Consider the following 17,810-nt stretch of genomic DNA (forward strand, 5'->3'; position numbering starts at 1 on the left):
CATATTTTCGAATAATCTAGATTTTTCTGAGAAAAACATGAATTTTCTGAAAATAGCTGACTTTATATGTTAGATAATGTCACATAAGTAGGCGTTTGATACAAAAAAATACCGAGAGAAGTCTCGGTATGATTACTCTTCTATTTGGTGATAGGCTTGATAGACAAGCTGTTTCTTTACTTGATTACGCTTAGCCACTTCTTTGATCGCTTCTTTTGAGGACAATTCGGTCTCTTGCATCAAGGCAGCCACTTGTTCTGCGTAACTTCCTTCATAAACAATTTCTTGTATTTCAGAAGACCCTTCCACCAACAGACAGCATTCTCCTTTGATTGACTGCTGTTCTAGATAGTCAGTCAGTTCTGAAAAAGTTCCGCGCAAATATTCTTCGTGGATTTTCGTCAATTCACGGCAGATGACTGCCTGCCGTTCACCAAATACCTCCCGCATCGTTTCAATCGTCGCAGCGATTCGATAGGGTGATTCATAGAAAATCATCGTTGCTTTCTGGGTCGCTAATTCACTCAAGGCTTGTTTTTGTTCTTTTTTCTTACGAGGTAAAAAGCCATAAAAGAGGTTTGGTTGCGGTGATAAACCAGAAGCGATCAGCGCGGTCAAACCAGCCGTAGGTCCTGGAAGCGCAATCACCGCGATTCCTTCAGCTAGACAGGCCTTGACTAATTCATGCCCCGGATCACTGATGGAGGGCATACCAGCATCGCTGCATTGGGCAATGGTCTTGCCCATCTGCAGCTGTTCTACCAACTGCGGAACTCGCTCTTTATAATTGTGTTCATGTAAGCTTTTTTGCGGTGTTGTGATCTCAAAATGATTCAACAATTTCTGAGTATTACGAGTATCTTCACTTGCGATCAGGTCCGCTTCTTTTAAAATTTTGACACACCGGACCGTCATATCTTCCAAGTTTCCGATCGGCGTCGGAACAAGATACAATTTTCCAGTGTCTTGTTTATAACTTTGCTGCTTTTGCATGTACTGCTCCTTTCGAAAAAAAGACCAGTGGAAACTGATCTTTTTTCTAACGAACCTATTAGACTGTCAGTCAGTTATTTGCCGCTTTCACGATAGATCACTTCTAGACAAAATGCACAAGGTTCGTCATGTTCTCTGCGAGAACCGTATAAGTCATAACAAACATGAAATCCTTCTTCGTAAATCTTTTCTAAATTCATCCGTGATTTAGAAAGTTCCTGCTTGACCGATTCAGCAGGTGCATCTGCCACTTGGTTCAACTCACGGATGTGTTCACGTAAGCGTTGATTTTCCAATTCTAATGTCGTATTTTTTTCGACGATTTCTTGCAAAGACTGCTTCATTTCCGCTAGATTATTTAAGGAATTTTGCAACTCCGATTCTAACTGATTCAATCCGTCATATATTGATCGTTTGTCCATGCTCATTATGGTCACCTACTTATTTTGTCACTAGCTCTTCATAATCATATTCGATTGGTGTTTGCCGATCATGCAAACGGACTTTGATCACCCGGCTTAACAGATCCAGCCCAACGACACGTCCTTTGCCATCTGGCGTTTCAACTTCCTTGCCGCGATCCGGCAATTCTTTTTTTGCCCGCTCATACTCTTCACTTTCGTACTTAAGACAACACATCAAGCGACCGCATAATCCTGAGATTTTCGTAGGATTCAAAGAAAGTCCTTGATCTTTAGCCATCTTAATGGATACGGGAATAAAATCTCCTAGAAACGTCGCACAGCACAGTTTTCGCCCGCAAGGACCCACTCCCCCTAGTGCTTTGGCTTCATCTCTGACGCCGATTTGGCGCAGTTCGATCCGGGTATGAAATTCACTTGCCAAGTCTTTGACTAATTCACGAAAATCAACACGGCTTTCTGCGGTAAACGAGAAAATCAGCTTTGTTCGCTCAAAAGTATAGGCTACTCGAATCAATTTCATCGGCAGCTGGTGCGCCCGGATTTTTTCTTTTCCGATTTTTAAGGCTTCATCTGCCGCTTGTTGATTGGCTGCCGCTTGTTCCAAATCTTTCTTCGTCGCCCGACGTAGAATCGGTTTGACTATCTGAGGCAGATCGCTTTCGTCCATTTTTCTGCTTTTGGTAACCACCGTAGCAAGACATTTGGCATCTTGTGATTCCACGATGACTTGGTCATTTATGGTATAGGTCTGTTTTTTCGGTGCGTAAAAATAAATCTGGCCTACGTCATGGTAACGCACTCCGACAACTTCGATCATCTCTGGTCTCCTTTTCCGGCTGCTGCATATTATCCATAGATGATTTTCACGGAAAATTGTTCTGCCACACCTTGGAAAGACACATTGGCTTGCAGCTTTTTTTGTGCTTGCAATGCGGCTTCAATGGCACGATTGATCTCTTTTCCCCATAAACCTTGCGCCAACAATCGATCCCGCTCCTCTTGAAAGTAAAATAACAAGAGCAAAAAGATTTCTGATTGCTGATTTTTTTCTTTTGCTAGACCCAATAATTTTTTCTGAACAAAAATAAATGCTTGCGGGTCTTTCTTCAAAAGGTAATTCACCCAACGCTTAACAGCATCCTTAGTTTCATTAAACCATTCATCTTGCGAGATTTCAACTGCTTTATGATAACTATTGGTCAAGTGGCTTAGAAGTCGGCTTGTCTCTTTAGAAAGTCCCTCTTCTTGTAACTTTTCTTGCAGTTTTTCTTTTGACAAAGGAGAGAAATGAATGATCTGACAGCGAGACTGGATGGTTGGCAAAATACGACCAAGGCTCTCCGTTTCTAAGATTGCCAAAAAGTTTCCCACCGGTTCTTCCAAAAACTTTAATAAACTGTTGGCAGCGCTGTTGTTCATTTTATCTGCTTGAGACAAAATAAAAATCTTTAAACGGCTCTCAAAACCGCTTTTTGAGAATTCTTCTTGTAGTTGCCGAATCTGATCAACTTTGATCATCTGTCCATCTGGTTCTATTTGGATAACGTCCGGATGCTCTCCTTGAGCAATCCGCACACAGTTACTGCATTTCCCGCAAGGTGCTTCTTCTTGCACGTCGGTACAAAAAAGGCGTTTTGCGAGCCATAGACTTAACTCATGCTTGCCAGTCCCCTTGTCCCCTTCAAAAAGATAAGCATGAGCAATGCGCCCATGCTTGATACTTTTTTTTAGTTGGGCAAAAACAAGAGGCTGATATTCTTGTAGAAATAACTCCTCCATGAAATGCTCCTTTTTTAATATTGATGGAATCCGTCAACTGGCAGTACGAATACGGTGGCGCCACCAACTTCGACTTCGACTGGATAAGGAACTTGACCATCTAAGGATATATCTAGAGACATCGGTGTCGAGACATACTGCTTTCTTGATTGACAGGTTTTTTTGATCAATTCTAACGCATCTTGCACACGATCATCTTCAATACCAATGATAAAGGTACTATTACCAGCCTTTAAAAACCCACCTGTTGATGACAATTTTGTTGCACGGATATTGGCATCAATAAACTCATTTGCCAAACGATTACTGTCTTTGTCTTGTACGATTGCCATAATTAATTTCATGGGACCATCTCCTTTGTGTTATCCAGCATACCTTAGATTGATTTGAAGTAAGCAGGATACGATTCAACGATTGCTGAATAGCTGGATTCAACAACTTCTTGTAACCCCATTCTAGCATCAATCTTATGAATGCGTACAGGATTTTCTTCCGCCAGCTTTAGATACGCATGACGGACGCGTTGATGAAACTCCAATCCTTCCGAATCAAGACGGTCATATTGATGGGCACGGTTTTCCTGAATGCGTCGCAAACCAGTATCTGAGTCGACATCTAGGTACAACGTAAAATCAGGGGTCGTTCCCTCCGTCGCAAACTCGTTGATCCGGGCGATTTCAGGAATCCCGATCCGCCGGCCAGCTCCTTGATAAGCCAACGAACTGTCGACAAAACGGTCACAGATCACGATGTGCCCGGCATTCAATGCCGGCAGGACAACCTCAATCAAGTGTTGGCGACGAGCTGCTGCGTAAAGCAAGGCTTCTGTCCGCTCATCCATTTCCTCATTTCGAGGATCTAATATAATTTTACGTATCTTTTCAGCAATCTTGACTCCGCCAGGTTCTCTTGTCTTGACGATCTTTCTTGTTGCTTCGAGCTGTAATCGAGGATACAACTCTTCGATCACACTGGTCTTACCAGCGCCATCAGGTCCTTCGATGGTTATAAACAATCCATTCACCCTAATTGCCTCCAATATCTATTATAATTCTCGGCGACCTTCTACTGCTTTAAGCAAGGTCACTTCATCCGCGTACTCAATATCGCTGCCCACAGATAACCCATGAGCCAAACGCGTGACTTTAATACCAGCAGGCTTAATCAAACGCGACATATACATCGCCGTTGCTTCACCTTCCGTGGTCGCATTGGTCGCAATTATCACTTCTTTGACCTGATCATCGTGCAGCCGCTGTATTAGCGATGCAATGTTGATATCTTCTGGTCCGGTTCCCTCCATTGGGGATAGCACACCGTGAAGCACATGATAAAGTCCATGATACTCGCGGACTTTTTCTAACGCCATCACATCTTTAGGCTCTTCCACCACTAAAATCGTTTCTTTGTCTCTTGTGGGATCACTGCAGATCTCACAAGGATCTTCTTCCGTTATATTTCCACAGATACTACAAAAGTGCAAATCTCGTTTGACACTAAGCAGTGATTTGGCAAACTCATTCACGACTTCTTCTTTCATATCAATCGTATAAAACGCCAAACGTGTTGCGGTTTTTTGGCCGATTCCCGGCAGTTTCATGTAACTGTCGATCAATCGGGCGATCGGTTCAGGATATTGCACCGTCATTTCTCCTTTTATAGACCCGGAATGTTTCGTGTATATTTGCCCATTGTTTGTTCCGATTCTTTTTCAATTTTCTTTAAACCATCGTTTACTGCTAGGATGATCATATCTTGCAGCATTTCCACGTCGTCTGCATCAACGATCGCTTCATTGATAGCAATGTCTTGTAACGTCTTATCGCCAGTAAAGGTCGCTTTGACATAGCCATTTGTCGATTCGCCGATAAATTGTTTGCTGTTCAGCGCTTCTTGTTCTTTCATCATTTCTTTTTGCATTTTTTGCATTTGTTTCATCATGCCTTGCATATTTCCCATGCCTTGCATCATTATCCATCACTCCATTTTCATTAATTTTCTTCAATGCTGGTTAATTCACCAAATAACTCTTGCGCTTTGGTTACTAAGTCATCATTTTCTGGTTCGACAGAGACCACTTCGGTATCCTCTTGCTCTACTTCAATTTCCGACTCTTCCGTTGCTTGACCGCCAGCCAAAAACTCTTGTCTTAGCGCCGGCCAACTTTCTTTTGTAATAAAGACAGCCTGCGGCGCGTAGTCTTTGATCATACGGGACAATTGATTATGGATCATCAATTGAAACTCTTGGTCGTTACTTGCTCGTTGGCATAAGATCTCATAGTCAAAAGCGATCACGACGCCCGATTCGCTGGCAGCTTTTGCTTCACTGGAGTGCAGCATCGCTCTTTGCGTCACGGAAAGAGACATTAAAAGATCGTCCCAGACATTACGAACATTTGCCAAGTCTTTCTTCGTGGCACTTTTCAGTACTTGGAACACGCGTTCCTTTGGTAAACGGAACGTAGTGGTCGCCTTGGTTTTCTTCACTGGCGCGTTGGTCTCAGCAACGGCACCCGCTGGTCGATTCTCTTGCAGTCGTTGTACTTCTGCTTGAAGCTTTTGCAGTGCTTGACGCAACTGCGCCACTTCTTGACTATTGTCAGCTGAATTGCTAGCAACAGCAGCACTTTCTGGATCATTGGCTAATTTGACCACAGCCACTTCCAAATAAATCGTAGGATTGTTGGTAAATCGTACTTCATTTTGCGTATCGTTTAAGACCGTGATCCAGTGATAGATCTTTGCTGGCGGGGTATTTTTTGCCAGTGTTTGAAACGCTTCCGTCAACTGCAGCGACTTTTCAGATAGCAGCTGCGGCGCTTGTTGATACATCAGCAAGTCTCGACAATAAACCAACAAGTTTTCCAATAAGCGGCGAGCTTCTTTACCAGAGGCTAATAACTCCCGCAAGGTCGCTAACGCATCGGCAACTTCTTTTTCCCCACAAGCCTGCATCAGACGGTCCATCATTTCATAGGACAAGCTGCCCGTCACTTCTAAAGCATCTTGGGTCGTTACGGTTCCATCACTAAAAGCGATCGCCTGGTCGGTAATACTCAAGGCATCCCGCATCCCGCCTTCTGCGGCTCGCGCAATGATCTGTAAAGCTTCTGCTTCGTAATTGATCTCACTAGTAGTAAGGACCGTTTCCAAATGACCCACGATGTCTTGCGTATTGATCCGTTTGAAATCAAAGCGTTGGGTACGAGAAATGATCGTTGCTGGAATCTTATGGGGCTCTGTTGTTGCCAAAATAAAGACAACATTTTTCCTTGGTTCTTCCAATGTTTTTAGTAACGCGTTGAAGGCCCCTGTCGACAGCATGTGCACTTCATCGATGATATAAACTTTGTATTCAGCTTGGGTCGGTGCATAGTTCGCACGATCACGAATAAAGCGAATTTCTTCTACACCGTTGTTGCTTGCCGCATCGATTTCGATCACGTCTTCTTGCGTCCCTGCTGTGATTGAGCGACACATGTCGCACTCATTGCAAGGCTCACCGTTGACCTGGTTTGGACAATTGATGGCTTTGGCAAAAATTTTCGCTGCACTTGTTTTCCCGGTTCCTCGAGGACCCGTAAACAAATAGGCATGCGAGATCTGGTTTTGATCGATTGCATTTTTTAAGGTTTGGGTAATTGCTTTTTGTCCGACAACATCATCAAAACGCTGAGAACGCCAAACACGATATAATGCTTGATAGGCCATAGTTTTCCACACTCATTTCAAAATTCGCTACCTTCTATTATACGTAATATCAGCTAAAAAAACCACCGTTTGCGTGGTGGAATCTCAAAAGAAATGGAAATTTAATTCGAAGAGCCATTCCGCGCGCTTTCACTCACTATATCCTTTTGTTCCTCCCTATTTTCAATAAAAAGACCATTCCTCTTCTCCAACTTTAGACTGATAACGTATATCTCTCCTCCTATGGTATAATGAATCTATGTTCATCTATTGTGATGAAAACAATTTAAAGGAGGACTGAAAATGGGTATTATCAAAGCGGCAACAAGCACAATTGGCGGCGGATTAGCAGATCAATGGCTAGAGGTGATCGAGCCTGACAATATGAGTGATTCGACAGTAATGACAAAAGGTGTCAAAGTGCGGCGTAATGACAAACGCGGTGCCAACAGAAAAGGCACGGAAGATGTCATCACTGATGGCTCAGTGATCCATGTCTATCCGAATATGATGATGTTATTGGTTGATGGCGGGCGAATCATCGATTATACCGCCGAAGAAGGCTACTATACAGTGAAAAACGAATTAGCGCCTTCGATGTTGAATGGTTCATTGAAAGATGCGATTTCTGAAACCTTCGACCGCTTTAAGTTTGGTGGCGTTACACCGCAAAAACAACAAGTTTTTTATATCAATCTACAAGAAATCAAAGGAATTCGCTTCGGTACTTCATCGCCTTTGAATTATTTTGACAACTTTTATAACGCAGAACTTTTCTTGCGGGCGCACGGAAACTATTCCTTACGAATTACCGATCCAATTTTGTTCTATACGAATGCGATCCCCAAAAACAAAAGTCAAGTCGATATTAACGACATCAATGAGCAGTACTTAGCTGAATTCTTGACCGCCCTACAAACAGCGATCAACAAAATGTCAGCAGATGGCGAACGAATTTCTTACGTTCCATCTAAGAGTATGGAATTAAGCAAATATATGGGAACGGTTCTTGATGACAGCTGGCGAGAACTCCGAGGAATGGAAATCGTTTCGGTTGCTGTCGCAAGCATCTCTTATACGGATGATTCCGTAAAACTGATCAACATGCGGAACCAAGGGGCAATGTTAGGCGACCCTTCGATTCGTGAAGGCTATGTTCAAGGTTCGGTTGCTCGTGGTATGGAATCTGCCGGTAGCAATGCCGCTGGGGCTACGACTGGGTTTGTTGGCATGGGCATGGGGATGAACGCTGGTGGCGGTTATTTGAACCAAGCGTCACAAAACAACCAACAGCAAATGCAGCAACAGGCTTCCGCACAAACCAACGCAGATCATTGGGACTGTCCACAATGCGGCACCTCTAATACTGGTAAATTCTGCAGCAATTGCGGGACGCCAAAACCAACGAGCGATGGACCAAGCCTAAAAATGAAATGCAGCGATTGTGGTGAAGTGATCGATTTAGCCAACGGTATTCCAAAATTCTGTCCGAATTGCGGCAAACCTTTCAAAGGTGTCCCAGTAGACTAATTGAGGAGGATTGCTGATGGATGTTATCACACATAAGTGCCCCAATTGTGGGGGCGCTTTAACCTTTGATCCTGGCGATCAAAAATTTCATTGTCCATTTTGTCTGAGTATTTTTACTGAAGACGAAGTCACTGCCTTTGAAGAAAAGCAAAAAGAAGCGCAGATGGCCGATACTCCTGTCTTAGATCCTTCTGCAGCGACCGAGACCGAACCGTCCCTTCAAGAAGAAGTTAGAGAGCAAGCCGATGCACAAGCTGGGCAGATGGACCTTTTCACCTGCCCCAGCTGCGGTGCTGAAATCGTGACGGATGCGACTACAGCCGCAACTTATTGCTACTTTTGCCATAATCCGGTCGTTTTATCTGGTCGGCTTTCGGGAGAATTTTTGCCAAACAAAGTCCTTCCCTTTGCGATCGAAAAAGAAGAAGCAACCAAAAAGTTTTTAGAATGGGCACAAAAGAAAAAATTCGTCCCACGGGATTTCTTCGACCAAGCACAAGTAGAGAAATTGACTGGCGTATACTTCCCTTATTGGGTCGTTGATGCCGAGATGAACGGATCCCTCTCAGGAATGGGTACCTCCTTGCGAATTTGGCGAGTGGGTGACATTGAATATACCGAGCATAAACAATACGACGTCTTGCGACGAGGCAAAATCAAGGTGAACGAATTACTCAAGCATGCGCTGTCAAAAAACGTCCAACAAAAAATGGTAACTGGCGTTCAACCGTTTCCCCTTGAAAAAGCCGTTGCGTTTCGCAGTCAGTATTTAGCCGGCTTCCAAGCAGAAAAAAGAGACATTGAGTACATCGATCTTTCCGACGAAGTCAAAAACGAATTATCGGGTTATGCTGAAAACCTGCTAGCAGGCACCGTCAATGGCTATACTAGTTTTAAACGCAACAATCGATCCATCAATCTAACAAAAGAAGAAAACAACTACGTTTTGCTTCCTGTATGGCTAGTGACCTATCGAGCCGATGATGAAAACAAGAGTGCCTTTTATTATGCGATGAATGGGCAAACCGGAAAAGTCAGCGGTGTTTTACCGATCAGTTACAAACGCTTGGGAATCGTCAGTGGCGCCATTTTCGCGGCAACGACCATCCTCGCGTTGATTGGAGCGTATTTCTTATGAAAAAACTATCTTATTTGTTGCTTCTGCTAGTTGGCTTTTTCTTAACCACCCTGCCCGCCTTCGCAGCCGAAGAGACAGTCGCAGACCACGCTGGACTCTTTACCGAACAAGAGATCCAGAAGTTGAACGAAGAAGCAGAAGCGCTGAATGCAAAGATCAAAGGCGAAGTTTTTATTCAAACAACGAACAGCAATACGGGAGATATCGAGTTGTACACTGATCGATATCTTTCAAGACGGATCGGCAACGACAACAACGGTTCGGCATTGGTGATCGATATGGCGCAACGGGAATTTCACGTTTCGACTTCCGGAAATATGATCGATTATCTTACCGATTCACGTCTAGATAAGCTACTTGATGCGGTATTTGACCAGATGGCAGAGGGAAATTATTATCAAGCTGCATTGGTCTATCTGCAAAAAGCAGAAAGTTTTGTGGAAGCGGGTGTTCCTGCCGATCACTATCGCATCGATCGTGATACCGGAAAAATTACTTATTACAAAGTGATAACGCCACTAGAAATTGCTATTTGCTTAGCGATCGCGGCAGTGATCAGTATCGCCTTTTTCATCATTGTTAAATCCCGTTATCAATTAAAAATGGGCGGCTACAAATTTAACTATCTAGAAAAATCAAGTATTGATCTAACCCAAAAAGAAGATCGCTTAGTCAACTCCTTTGTCACAACCAGACGCATCCCCCGTCCTTCGAATAATGGTGGAGGCGGCGGTGGTTTTTCTGGCGGCGGTGGCGGCAGTACGACTCACTCTTCCGGTGGCGGTACATTCGGTGGCGGCGGACGCAGCTTTTGATTTTTCAAGAGTTCCTTTAATCAGGAACTCTTTTTTTGTTGACATTTTTCATAAAAACATCTACCATTTAGGAAAATATAGGAAATGAGTTGATTTTATGTTTGAAATTATTAGAAACAATAAACTTTTTATCAGTTTGAGTAGTTTGCTAGTTTTTTTGACTGTCCTGACAAACCTCGCTTTCCCTTTGCTTCTACAAGAAGATCACGCACTGCGCTTTGATCATCTCGTCGGCTTATTAGCGTTCATATTAAGCATTACTTATTGCGCGCAATTCTTATTGATTGTGATGAAAGAGCGCTATGCAGCTTCGATGAATGTGCGCCATCTCTTAGAATTGTTAAAAAAAATGAAAAGGAAGAGTTATGTTGAGCTCTCTGAAAAGGAGCCCACTTATCTATTAAACCGCATCTTTGGCGTTGTTGATTCCTTATACTTGTTTATTTGCGGTAGTTTTAGCGAAGCTATTCGCTGCTTTTTCTTATTGCTGATCCCACTTTTTTTGTGTTTCCAATTGCATTATTTACTGGGTTTCATTTTACTATTGCTATTTCCCATCAATGTTTTTGGGTTTCGATGGATCAATCAACAGTTGAGTATTAAGATGAAAAATATGCAAGAAGCATTTGCTCTCAGCAATAAGGAAATGTTAACAACATTGTCCCATATTGATACAATGAAGCAATGGAGTGACGCTGTTCTTGAGCAGCTGTTTTCCTCTCAATTGTCATCGATGTATCAAACATTAGCAAACACCAATACATTTGCCCAAACGACTAGTTTAGTCCTTAATGCGATCAATCAGATCGCCCAGATCGGCATCTATTTGTTTATGATTCAAGGAATATTACAAGATGAACTGCCAACCTCTGCGTTGATTTTGATTGGCGTACTATTACCCATTTACTTTTCTGCGTTAAGTGGTTTAACGAAAATCAATCTTGATACCGCTACTCTGAGGACCAATCAACGTTTTGTTAACGAAGAATTGGCTGCTCCCGATGACTGCTGGAACCAAACGAGTGAAGCTACTCTGAGTCTTACTTTCGACCACCCTGTCGTATCAATTGGCAACCACAGCTTTTCCTTTCTCATTGAAGAAACCTTGAAGCCTGGTGAACATATTTACTTGGCTGGCGCTTCAGGAAAAGGAAAATCAACGTTTTTAAAGGCAATTGCTGGCCTTTATCCATCAGAAGGAATTTCGCTTTCAACGAAGAGTACACGCATCAAGCCAAGAAACCCTGAAACAGATAAAACCATCTACCTTGCTCAAGACCCTACGATTCTCTCTCGGACAATTGAAGAAAATCTTGTATGGGGAAGAAAAATGACGGAAGAAGAAAAAACAATTATCGAAACCTCTGGTATTTTAGCGCCTATTTTTCAACAGCGCTCACGGACTAGCAGGCTTACGGAAAATGGTGCCGACTTGTCTGGAGGAGAAAAGCAAAGAATCGCTCTAGCTCGCATCTTATTAAGTGATGCCGAAATCATTCTTTTAGACGAAGCTACCAGCAGCCTTGATGATGAAGCTGCCGAAAAGATTATGAAGTGTTTAAAAAAACATGCAGAAAAACGCATTATCATCTATACTAGTCATAAGAAAGAGGAGCAACGCTTTTGTGATCGTACAATCGCTTTGTAGGAGGAACCGATGAAAGATTATTATACCGTTGAAGAAGTCGCTGAAAAACTGGGCGTAACGACTCGAACCATCCGAAATTATCAAAAGACCAACCAACTTAAAGGGACAAAAATTGGCGGGCAGTGGCGCTTTTCTTACAAAGATGTGGCTTCGTTGATGGGCGAACCATTTGAAGATCCCCTGCTTTCTTTTGCTTCAATACGTTCAGAAAAACAGATACCCGAAAGCTTACTTGCCATTGATTTCTTTATTGAATCAGAGGAATTGCTACAACAGCAAAAAAAAATCGTTATTGATGAATTCAATGCACTTTACTCAGGGGAAAGTCGGCGTTTTTACTTTGAAAAAATCAACCCAACGATGGCACGATTTACATTGGTCGGACCCTTGAAATATGTAACAACCTTTGGACAGTGGATCGAAACAATCCTTTCTCCCCCAAAGTAATCATCTGAGCACCTGCTTTGAATTTAAAAGAAGAGACCCAATTAGGAGAATGTCTAATCAGGTCTCTTCTTTCTTTATTGGAAGGCTTGTTGCACTCAGATGATTTCCTTAAACACAGAGAAATCAATATTTCCGCCGGAGACCAATGCCACAGTTTTCTTTCCTCGAAGCAAATGATCGATCTGTCCACTTAAAATCGCCGCCGTACTTAATGCACCGGCACCTTCTGCAATGACTTTTTCCTTCAAAGCCAAGTAATGGATTGCTTGTTCGATGTCGGATTCTTCAACTAAGACTGTTTCATCGATACGGGTCTTTAAAACATCATAGGTCAGCTCCCCTGCCAAAGCGACATCACAGCCGTCGGCGATCGTTCGGCTACGGCGATTGGCTACTAGCTTTTGCTGCCAAAGTGAGGCGATCATGCCATAAACGCCATAGGATTGAACGCCGATGATCTTGACTTCTGGACGAAGTTCTTTTAAGGCTAAAGCGATCCCAGCGATCAACCCACCACCGCCGATGGGAATTATGACATTATCAACATCCGGAAGATCCTCCAACAGTTCGATTGCAATCGTTCCTTGCCCCTCCATTACTGCACGATCATCAAAAGGAGAGACAAATACTTCGCCACTGTCTTTCATGGCCTCTAGTGTCAGTTGTTTGGTTTCATCAAACGTCTCTCCTGCTAAAACGACTTGTGCGCCATAGCTTCTTGTCGCCTCTATTTTTGTTTTGGCAGCCGTCAATGGCATAAAGATTCGGACATTGATCCCCAGTAACGATCCGGCGAGGGCAACACCTTGTGCATGATTTCCTGCAGAACAGGCAATGACACCGCGAAGTTTTTCTGCATCAGTCAATGAAGCGAGTTTGTTATACGCCCCACGCGCTTTAAAGGAGCCGGTGCGCTGTAGATTTTCTAATTTCAAAAATATCGTGCCCTCTTTTTCTTTACCTAAAATATTACTTGGTGCAAGTGGTGTATGGATCATGATTGGTTTCAATCGTCGATACGCAGCAGCGATCCCTAGACTGTCCGTCAACACTTCCTCAATCACAAACGTTCCCCCTTTTTTGTTTTTTTATACTCTCATTGAAGCACAGAACTTGTAGAAAAACAATCTGGGGAACTCGTACAAGCAAAGATCACTTCCCCTTTCTTTACACGTCAATGTCACCAAATATTCTTACAGAAGAATTTTCAGAAAATAATGACATTTCTTTTCTGAAGTGCTATACTTAGAAAAATTAAAAGAGGGTGTGAACGAATGACAATCGATTGGTCAAATTTAGGGTTTTCTTATATCAAAACGCCATGGCGTTTTTTGGCAACATGGAAAGACGGTTCTTGGAATGAAGGCGAACTTACCGAGGATAATTATCTGCATATCCACGAGGGATCAACCGCTCTTCATTATGGACAGCAATGTTTTGAAGGACTAAAAGCCTACCGAAGAAAAGATGGCGGCATCAATTTGTTCCGTCCAGACGAAAATAGCAAACGGATGAACCGCAGTGCCTATCGTCTGCGCATGCCAGAGGTTCCTGAGAACTTCTTCTTAGATGCGGTAAAACAAGTTGTAAAAGCAAATCAGGAATATGTTCCGCCTTATGGCAGCGGCGCCACCTTGTATATTCGTCCGCTATTGATTGGCGTCGGAGAAAACATCGGTGTTAGTCCAGCACCAGAGTACATTTTTACGGTTTTTTGTATGCCTGTCGGTCCTTACTTTAAGGGCGGATTGACACCGACGAATTTCATTGTTTCTGATTATGATCGCGCGGCACCAAATGGTACTGGTGCAGCCAAAGTTGGCGGAAATTATGCAGCGAGTTTATTGCCTGGATACGAAGCCCATCAACGGAAATTTTCCGACTGCATCTATCTTGATCCAGAAACACATACCAAAATCGAAGAAGTCGGTTCTGCCAACTTTTTCGGGATCACGGCTGACAATGAATTTGTGACACCAAAATCTCCTTCTATTTTGCCAAGTATCACAAAATATTCATTGCTGCATCTAGCGCAACATTCATTAGGATTGACCCCGGTTGAAGGTGATGTTTATCTCAATGAGCTGGATCGTTTTGTCGAAGCGGGTGCCTGCGGAACAGCTGCTGTTATTTCTCCGATAGGCGGGATCCAAAACGGTGAGGATTTCCATGTGTTCTATAGCGAAACGGAAGTTGGTCCACAAACCAAAGCATTGTATGACCAATTGACCGGCATTCAATTCGGAGACATTGCCGCACCAACTGGTTGGATCTTTGACGTCCCATTGGGTTAAGCGAACCGTGTATATCCTCTTCAGCTGAACGATCCGTTGTGATCGTTCGGTTTTTCTCTTTCTATCAATCAATTTATCATCACTACATCAGAATTGATTGCCACAACTCTTTTGACTTGTTACAATCATAGCAAAGGGAGGCGTAATGATGGGCAAACGACTCGGCTATTCTTTGCTAGCAACAGCATTGTATTTAGTGGTTTCCAATATCGGTAATCTCGTTTTTGGTATAAACCGCAGTTTTAGCTGGACCACAACATTGTGGGAAGCATTTTTCTTTTTTATTTTTGTGTTCTTATTCCAACAATTTAGAAAAAAATAAGCAGTGATCCTCGCTAGTAAGAAACGGGGGTCGCTGCTTATTCCTTTTGCAGGGATTTCAGGCTCTATAATTTATGGGACTGATGAATCAGAATTGATTCTTCAGCCCCATTTTCATTTTAGGTATTAAAAAACATATCGTTCTCTAGTATGATTAAATCACCACAAAATAAACAACTGAGAGGACGATATGCTATATGAATGATTCTATCAAAAAAATGCTGAGAATAACAGAGAAAGATTTGATGATTACAGAGGTCTCTTACGAGACCCTTCAGAAGAAAAAGACATTGGTCGTCGATGCTGTTCTCTCGCCTAATCCTCGTGCTTGTAGAAGTTGTGGTTCTACTGTGGTAGATGGAAACGGGAAATCAATTATAGTGAAAAATGGGAAGAAGGAAACGATTGTCCGTTTTGAGCAATACAATCATATGCCTTTGGTTATGCGCCTAAAAAAGCAGCGCTATACCTGTAAAAACTGTCGCACCCATTGGACTGCTCAAAGTTATTTTGTCCAACCCAGACATTCAATCGCAAATCATGTGAGATATAAAATTGCTTCTTTACTGACTGAAAAAGTATCTTTATCTTTTATTGCGAAAAGCTGTCAGGTATCTTTGACCACCGTTATTCGTACATTAAAAGAGTTTAAAAGCTATTTACCAAAACAATCTAAGAAGATTCTCCCAAGAGTATTGATGGTTGATGAATTTCGTTCGCATGCTTCCATAGAAGATAAAATGAGCTTTATTTGCGCAGATGGTGAAACAGGAAAATTAATCGATGTTTTGCCTACGCGTAAATTACCTCGATTAACAAGCTATTTCTTAGGGTGTACCAATCCAGAAGAAGTAGAATTTTTGGTGACAGACATGAACGCCGCCTACTTCCAGCTCACCAAACGTGTTCTGCCAAAAGCGAAAATAGTGATTGATCGGTTTCATATTGTCAAACACATGAATCAAGCGTTCAATGAGTTGCGTATCCGTGAAATGAATGAACTTCGTAAAGCAGGACAGAAAAGCCAGGCAGAAAAACTGAAAAAGAATTGGCGCTTTTTGCTAAAAAATCGTGCAAACATCAACCATTATGAATACAAAACATGGAAAAGTTTCCGAGCACCAAAATACCCATTTCTTACTGAAGCAATGATGATTGATCGATTGCTTGAGTTTTCTACGCCCCTGAAGGAGGCGTATCCCTTTTTTCATGAATTAGTTGAAGCCTTTCGAGACAAAGACCCTGACTTATTTTTCTCCTTATTGACAGAACTTCCTGAAACGTTAGATGACAGCTTTCGGGAAAAGCTTCAAAACCTTCTTACCCATGAAGAAGGCATCACCAACGCAATGATCTATCCTTATTCCAATGGAAAAATAGAAGCGAAGAATACCCACATAAAGACAATGAAACGAGTATCCTACGGATTTAAATCATTCGAGAACATGAGAATTAGAATCTTTTTGATCAATCAATTAATCAAAGTGAGATAACAAAAAATCTGAGCCAGAATGTGGTTCATTCTGACCCAGATTTGATTTTGCACAACTCATCAGTCCTTATTGACAAAGAGCCGGATTTCATTTATAAAAAAAAGCGCCAAACCCTTCATACAAAAGGATTTGACACTAAGAAAAATTATTTAACTGTTACTGAAGCGCCAACTTCTTCTAAAGCTGCTTTCAATGCTTCAGCTTCGTCTTTAGAGATGCCTTCTTTAACTGCTGAAGGAGCTCCGTCAACGACTGCTTTCGCTTCTTTCAAGCCTAAGCCAGTTGCTTCACGAACTGCTTTGATAACTTTAACTTTTTGATCGCCAGCTGCAGTCAATTCTACAGTGAATTCAGTTTGTTCTTCAGCAGCACCAGCATCGCCAGCTCCACCAGCTACAGCTACAGGAGCTGCAGCAGATACGCCAAATTCTTCTTCGATAGCTTTAATTAAATCGTTTAATTCTAAGATTGTCGCGCCTTTTAGCTCTTCGACAATGTTTTCAATGTTCAATGCCATTTTGTTTTCCTCCATTTAAGTAAGTAGTTTAGTTTTTTAATACTGAAAAATCATGCGGCAATTATGCTGCATCTTCTTCTTTTTCTGCCACTGCTTTGACAGCGTAAGCCACGTTGCGGATAGGTGCTTGTAGCACAGATAGCAACATAGAAAGAAGTCCTTCGCGGTTTGGCAATTTCGCCAATGCAGTAATTTCTTCCAATGAAGAAACTTTGCCTTCGATGATACCGCCTTTGATTTCTAAAGCTTTTGCGTCTTTTGCGAAATCGTTAATGATTTTTGCAGGTGCAACAACGTCTTCGTTACTGAATGCTACGGCAGTAGGACCAGTGAATACTTCACCTAAACCTTCTAGACCAGCTTTTTCAGCAGCACGAGAAAGAATTGAGTTTTTGATAACTTTCATCTCAACGTTTGCATCACGCAATTGTTTACGTAAGCGAGTTACTTCATCAACAGTTAGTCCACGGTAGTCAACAACGACTACAGATGCGGCTGCAGAGAATTTTTCACTCACTTCATCAACGATCGCGGATTTTTTAGCGATAGCTGCTTCACTCATTTATATTTCACCTCCTGATTTTGATGGAAGAGTTTCTTCGAAACGAACGGTTCCTTTGTCTTAAAAAAAGACAATAAAAAACTCTATGCCACCGTAGACATAGAGGGACTATTGAAGGTTCTCAATAAACGTCCTCGGTAGGAAATTAAGGCAAAT

General features: G+C 42.4%; 20 protein-coding genes and 1 other annotated feature (1 of these 21 cut by a window edge). Of the genes, 8 read left to right on the forward strand and 12 right to left on the reverse strand.

Annotated features, from left to right (window positions below; genetic code table 11):
* Positions 1-132: 132 nt before the first annotated feature.
* The 9 genes from rsmI to dnaX all read right to left on the reverse strand — a co-directional run bounded on the left by rsmI (position 133) and on the right by dnaX (position 6,910).
* Positions 133-993, reverse strand: a complete 861-nt coding sequence (rsmI, locus tag A5870_RS09975; protein WP_086292657.1) for a 16S rRNA (cytidine(1402)-2'-O)-methyltransferase — start codon at positions 991-993, stop codon at positions 133-135.
* Between the two features lie 74 nt (positions 994-1,067).
* The gene (locus A5870_RS09980; protein WP_077452675.1) at positions 1,068-1,415 is read right to left on the reverse strand and encodes a DNA replication initiation control protein YabA; all 348 of its coding nucleotides are present in this window, start codon (positions 1,413-1,415) and stop codon (positions 1,068-1,070) included.
* Positions 1,416-1,434: 19 nt separating this feature from the next.
* Positions 1,435-2,235, reverse strand: a complete 801-nt coding sequence (locus A5870_RS09985; protein WP_086292659.1) for a PSP1 domain-containing protein — start codon at positions 2,233-2,235, stop codon at positions 1,435-1,437.
* 29 nt (positions 2,236-2,264) lie between these two features.
* Positions 2,265-3,197, reverse strand: coding sequence for a DNA polymerase III subunit delta' (gene holB / locus A5870_RS09990; RefSeq protein WP_081118471.1), 933 nt, complete (start codon positions 3,195-3,197; stop codon positions 2,265-2,267).
* 14 nt (positions 3,198-3,211) lie between these two features.
* A complete protein-coding gene (locus A5870_RS09995; protein WP_005229817.1) occupies positions 3,212-3,541 on the reverse strand; it encodes a cyclic-di-AMP receptor in 330 nt (109 codons plus the stop codon).
* A gap of 32 nt (positions 3,542-3,573) precedes the next feature.
* The gene (gene tmk / locus A5870_RS10000) at positions 3,574-4,221 is read right to left on the reverse strand and encodes a dTMP kinase (RefSeq protein ID WP_005229815.1); all 648 of its coding nucleotides are present in this window, start codon (positions 4,219-4,221) and stop codon (positions 3,574-3,576) included.
* Positions 4,222-4,242: 21 nt separating this feature from the next.
* Positions 4,243-4,839 carry a recombination mediator RecR gene (recR, locus tag A5870_RS10005; RefSeq protein ID WP_005229813.1) on the reverse strand — a complete coding sequence of 199 codons (597 nt, stop codon included), beginning with the start codon at positions 4,837-4,839 and terminating at the stop codon, positions 4,243-4,245.
* Positions 4,840-4,853: 14 nt separating this feature from the next.
* Positions 4,854-5,168, reverse strand: a complete 315-nt coding sequence (locus tag A5870_RS10010) for a YbaB/EbfC family nucleoid-associated protein (RefSeq protein WP_086292661.1) — start codon at positions 5,166-5,168, stop codon at positions 4,854-4,856.
* Between the two features lie 20 nt (positions 5,169-5,188).
* Positions 5,189-6,910 carry a DNA polymerase III subunit gamma/tau gene (dnaX, locus tag A5870_RS10015; protein WP_086292663.1) on the reverse strand — a complete coding sequence of 574 codons (1,722 nt, stop codon included), beginning with the start codon at positions 6,908-6,910 and terminating at the stop codon, positions 5,189-5,191.
* Positions 6,911-7,192: 282 nt separating this feature from the next.
* On the opposite strand from dnaX, the gene A5870_RS10020 reads away from it, so the two are divergent.
* The 5 genes from A5870_RS10020 to A5870_RS10040 all read left to right on the forward strand — a co-directional run bounded on the left by A5870_RS10020 (position 7,193) and on the right by A5870_RS10040 (position 12,467).
* Positions 7,193-8,419, forward strand: a complete 1,227-nt coding sequence (locus tag A5870_RS10020; protein ID WP_077452484.1) for an SPFH domain-containing protein — start codon at positions 7,193-7,195, stop codon at positions 8,417-8,419.
* A gap of 16 nt (positions 8,420-8,435) precedes the next feature.
* Complete coding sequence (locus tag A5870_RS10025; protein ID WP_086292664.1) at positions 8,436-9,557, forward strand: ATP-binding protein; 1,122 nt, start codon at positions 8,436-8,438, stop codon at positions 9,555-9,557.
* Positions 9,554-10,372, forward strand: coding sequence for a TPM domain-containing protein (locus A5870_RS10030; protein WP_077452486.1), 819 nt, complete (start codon positions 9,554-9,556; stop codon positions 10,370-10,372). The genes A5870_RS10025 and A5870_RS10030 overlap by 4 nt, the downstream gene beginning before the upstream one ends.
* Positions 10,373-10,469: 97 nt before the next feature.
* Positions 10,470-12,020 carry an ABC transporter ATP-binding protein gene (locus A5870_RS10035; protein ID WP_086292666.1) on the forward strand — a complete coding sequence of 517 codons (1,551 nt, stop codon included), beginning with the start codon at positions 10,470-10,472 and terminating at the stop codon, positions 12,018-12,020.
* Between the two features lie 9 nt (positions 12,021-12,029).
* Positions 12,030-12,467 (forward strand): helix-turn-helix domain-containing protein, encoded by a 438-nt coding sequence (locus A5870_RS10040; RefSeq protein ID WP_077452488.1) that lies wholly within the window; start codon positions 12,030-12,032, stop codon positions 12,465-12,467.
* Positions 12,468-12,562: 95 nt separating this feature from the next.
* Here the strand turns inward: A5870_RS10040 and A5870_RS10045 are convergent, their stop codons facing one another.
* A complete protein-coding gene (locus A5870_RS10045; protein ID WP_086292668.1) occupies positions 12,563-13,531 on the reverse strand; it encodes a pyridoxal-phosphate dependent enzyme in 969 nt (322 codons plus the stop codon).
* A 210-nt stretch (positions 13,532-13,741) separates the two neighbouring features.
* On the opposite strand from A5870_RS10045, the gene A5870_RS10050 reads away from it, so the two are divergent.
* The 3 genes from A5870_RS10050 to A5870_RS10060 all read left to right on the forward strand — a co-directional run bounded on the left by A5870_RS10050 (position 13,742) and on the right by A5870_RS10060 (position 16,575).
* Positions 13,742-14,761 carry a branched-chain amino acid aminotransferase gene (locus tag A5870_RS10050; protein WP_086292670.1) on the forward strand — a complete coding sequence of 340 codons (1,020 nt, stop codon included), beginning with the start codon at positions 13,742-13,744 and terminating at the stop codon, positions 14,759-14,761.
* 148 nt (positions 14,762-14,909) lie between these two features.
* The gene (locus A5870_RS17335; protein ID WP_005231922.1) at positions 14,910-15,083 is read left to right on the forward strand and encodes a hypothetical protein; all 174 of its coding nucleotides are present in this window, start codon (positions 14,910-14,912) and stop codon (positions 15,081-15,083) included.
* Between the two features lie 196 nt (positions 15,084-15,279).
* Complete coding sequence (locus A5870_RS10060; protein ID WP_086292156.1) at positions 15,280-16,575, forward strand: ISL3 family transposase; 1,296 nt, start codon at positions 15,280-15,282, stop codon at positions 16,573-16,575.
* Between the two features lie 145 nt (positions 16,576-16,720).
* Here A5870_RS10060 and rplL read toward each other — a convergent pair whose 3' ends face one another.
* Both rplL and rplJ read right to left on the reverse strand, forming a co-directional pair.
* Positions 16,721-17,092: a 50S ribosomal protein L7/L12 gene (gene rplL, locus A5870_RS10065; protein ID WP_003127081.1), complete on the reverse strand. Its 372-nt coding sequence runs from the start codon at positions 17,090-17,092 to the stop codon at positions 16,721-16,723.
* Between the two features lie 61 nt (positions 17,093-17,153).
* Positions 17,154-17,654 (reverse strand): 50S ribosomal protein L10, encoded by a 501-nt coding sequence (gene rplJ, locus A5870_RS10070; RefSeq protein ID WP_016610861.1) that lies wholly within the window; start codon positions 17,652-17,654, stop codon positions 17,154-17,156.
* Between the two features lie 65 nt (positions 17,655-17,719).
* Positions 17,720-17,810: a sequence feature (ribosomal protein L10 leader region), on the reverse strand; it runs 36 nt beyond the window's last position.

This window comes from Enterococcus sp. 2G9_DIV0600 (assembly GCF_002140615.1).
Taxonomy (GTDB): domain Bacteria; phylum Bacillota; class Bacilli; order Lactobacillales; family Enterococcaceae; genus Enterococcus_D; species Enterococcus_D innesii.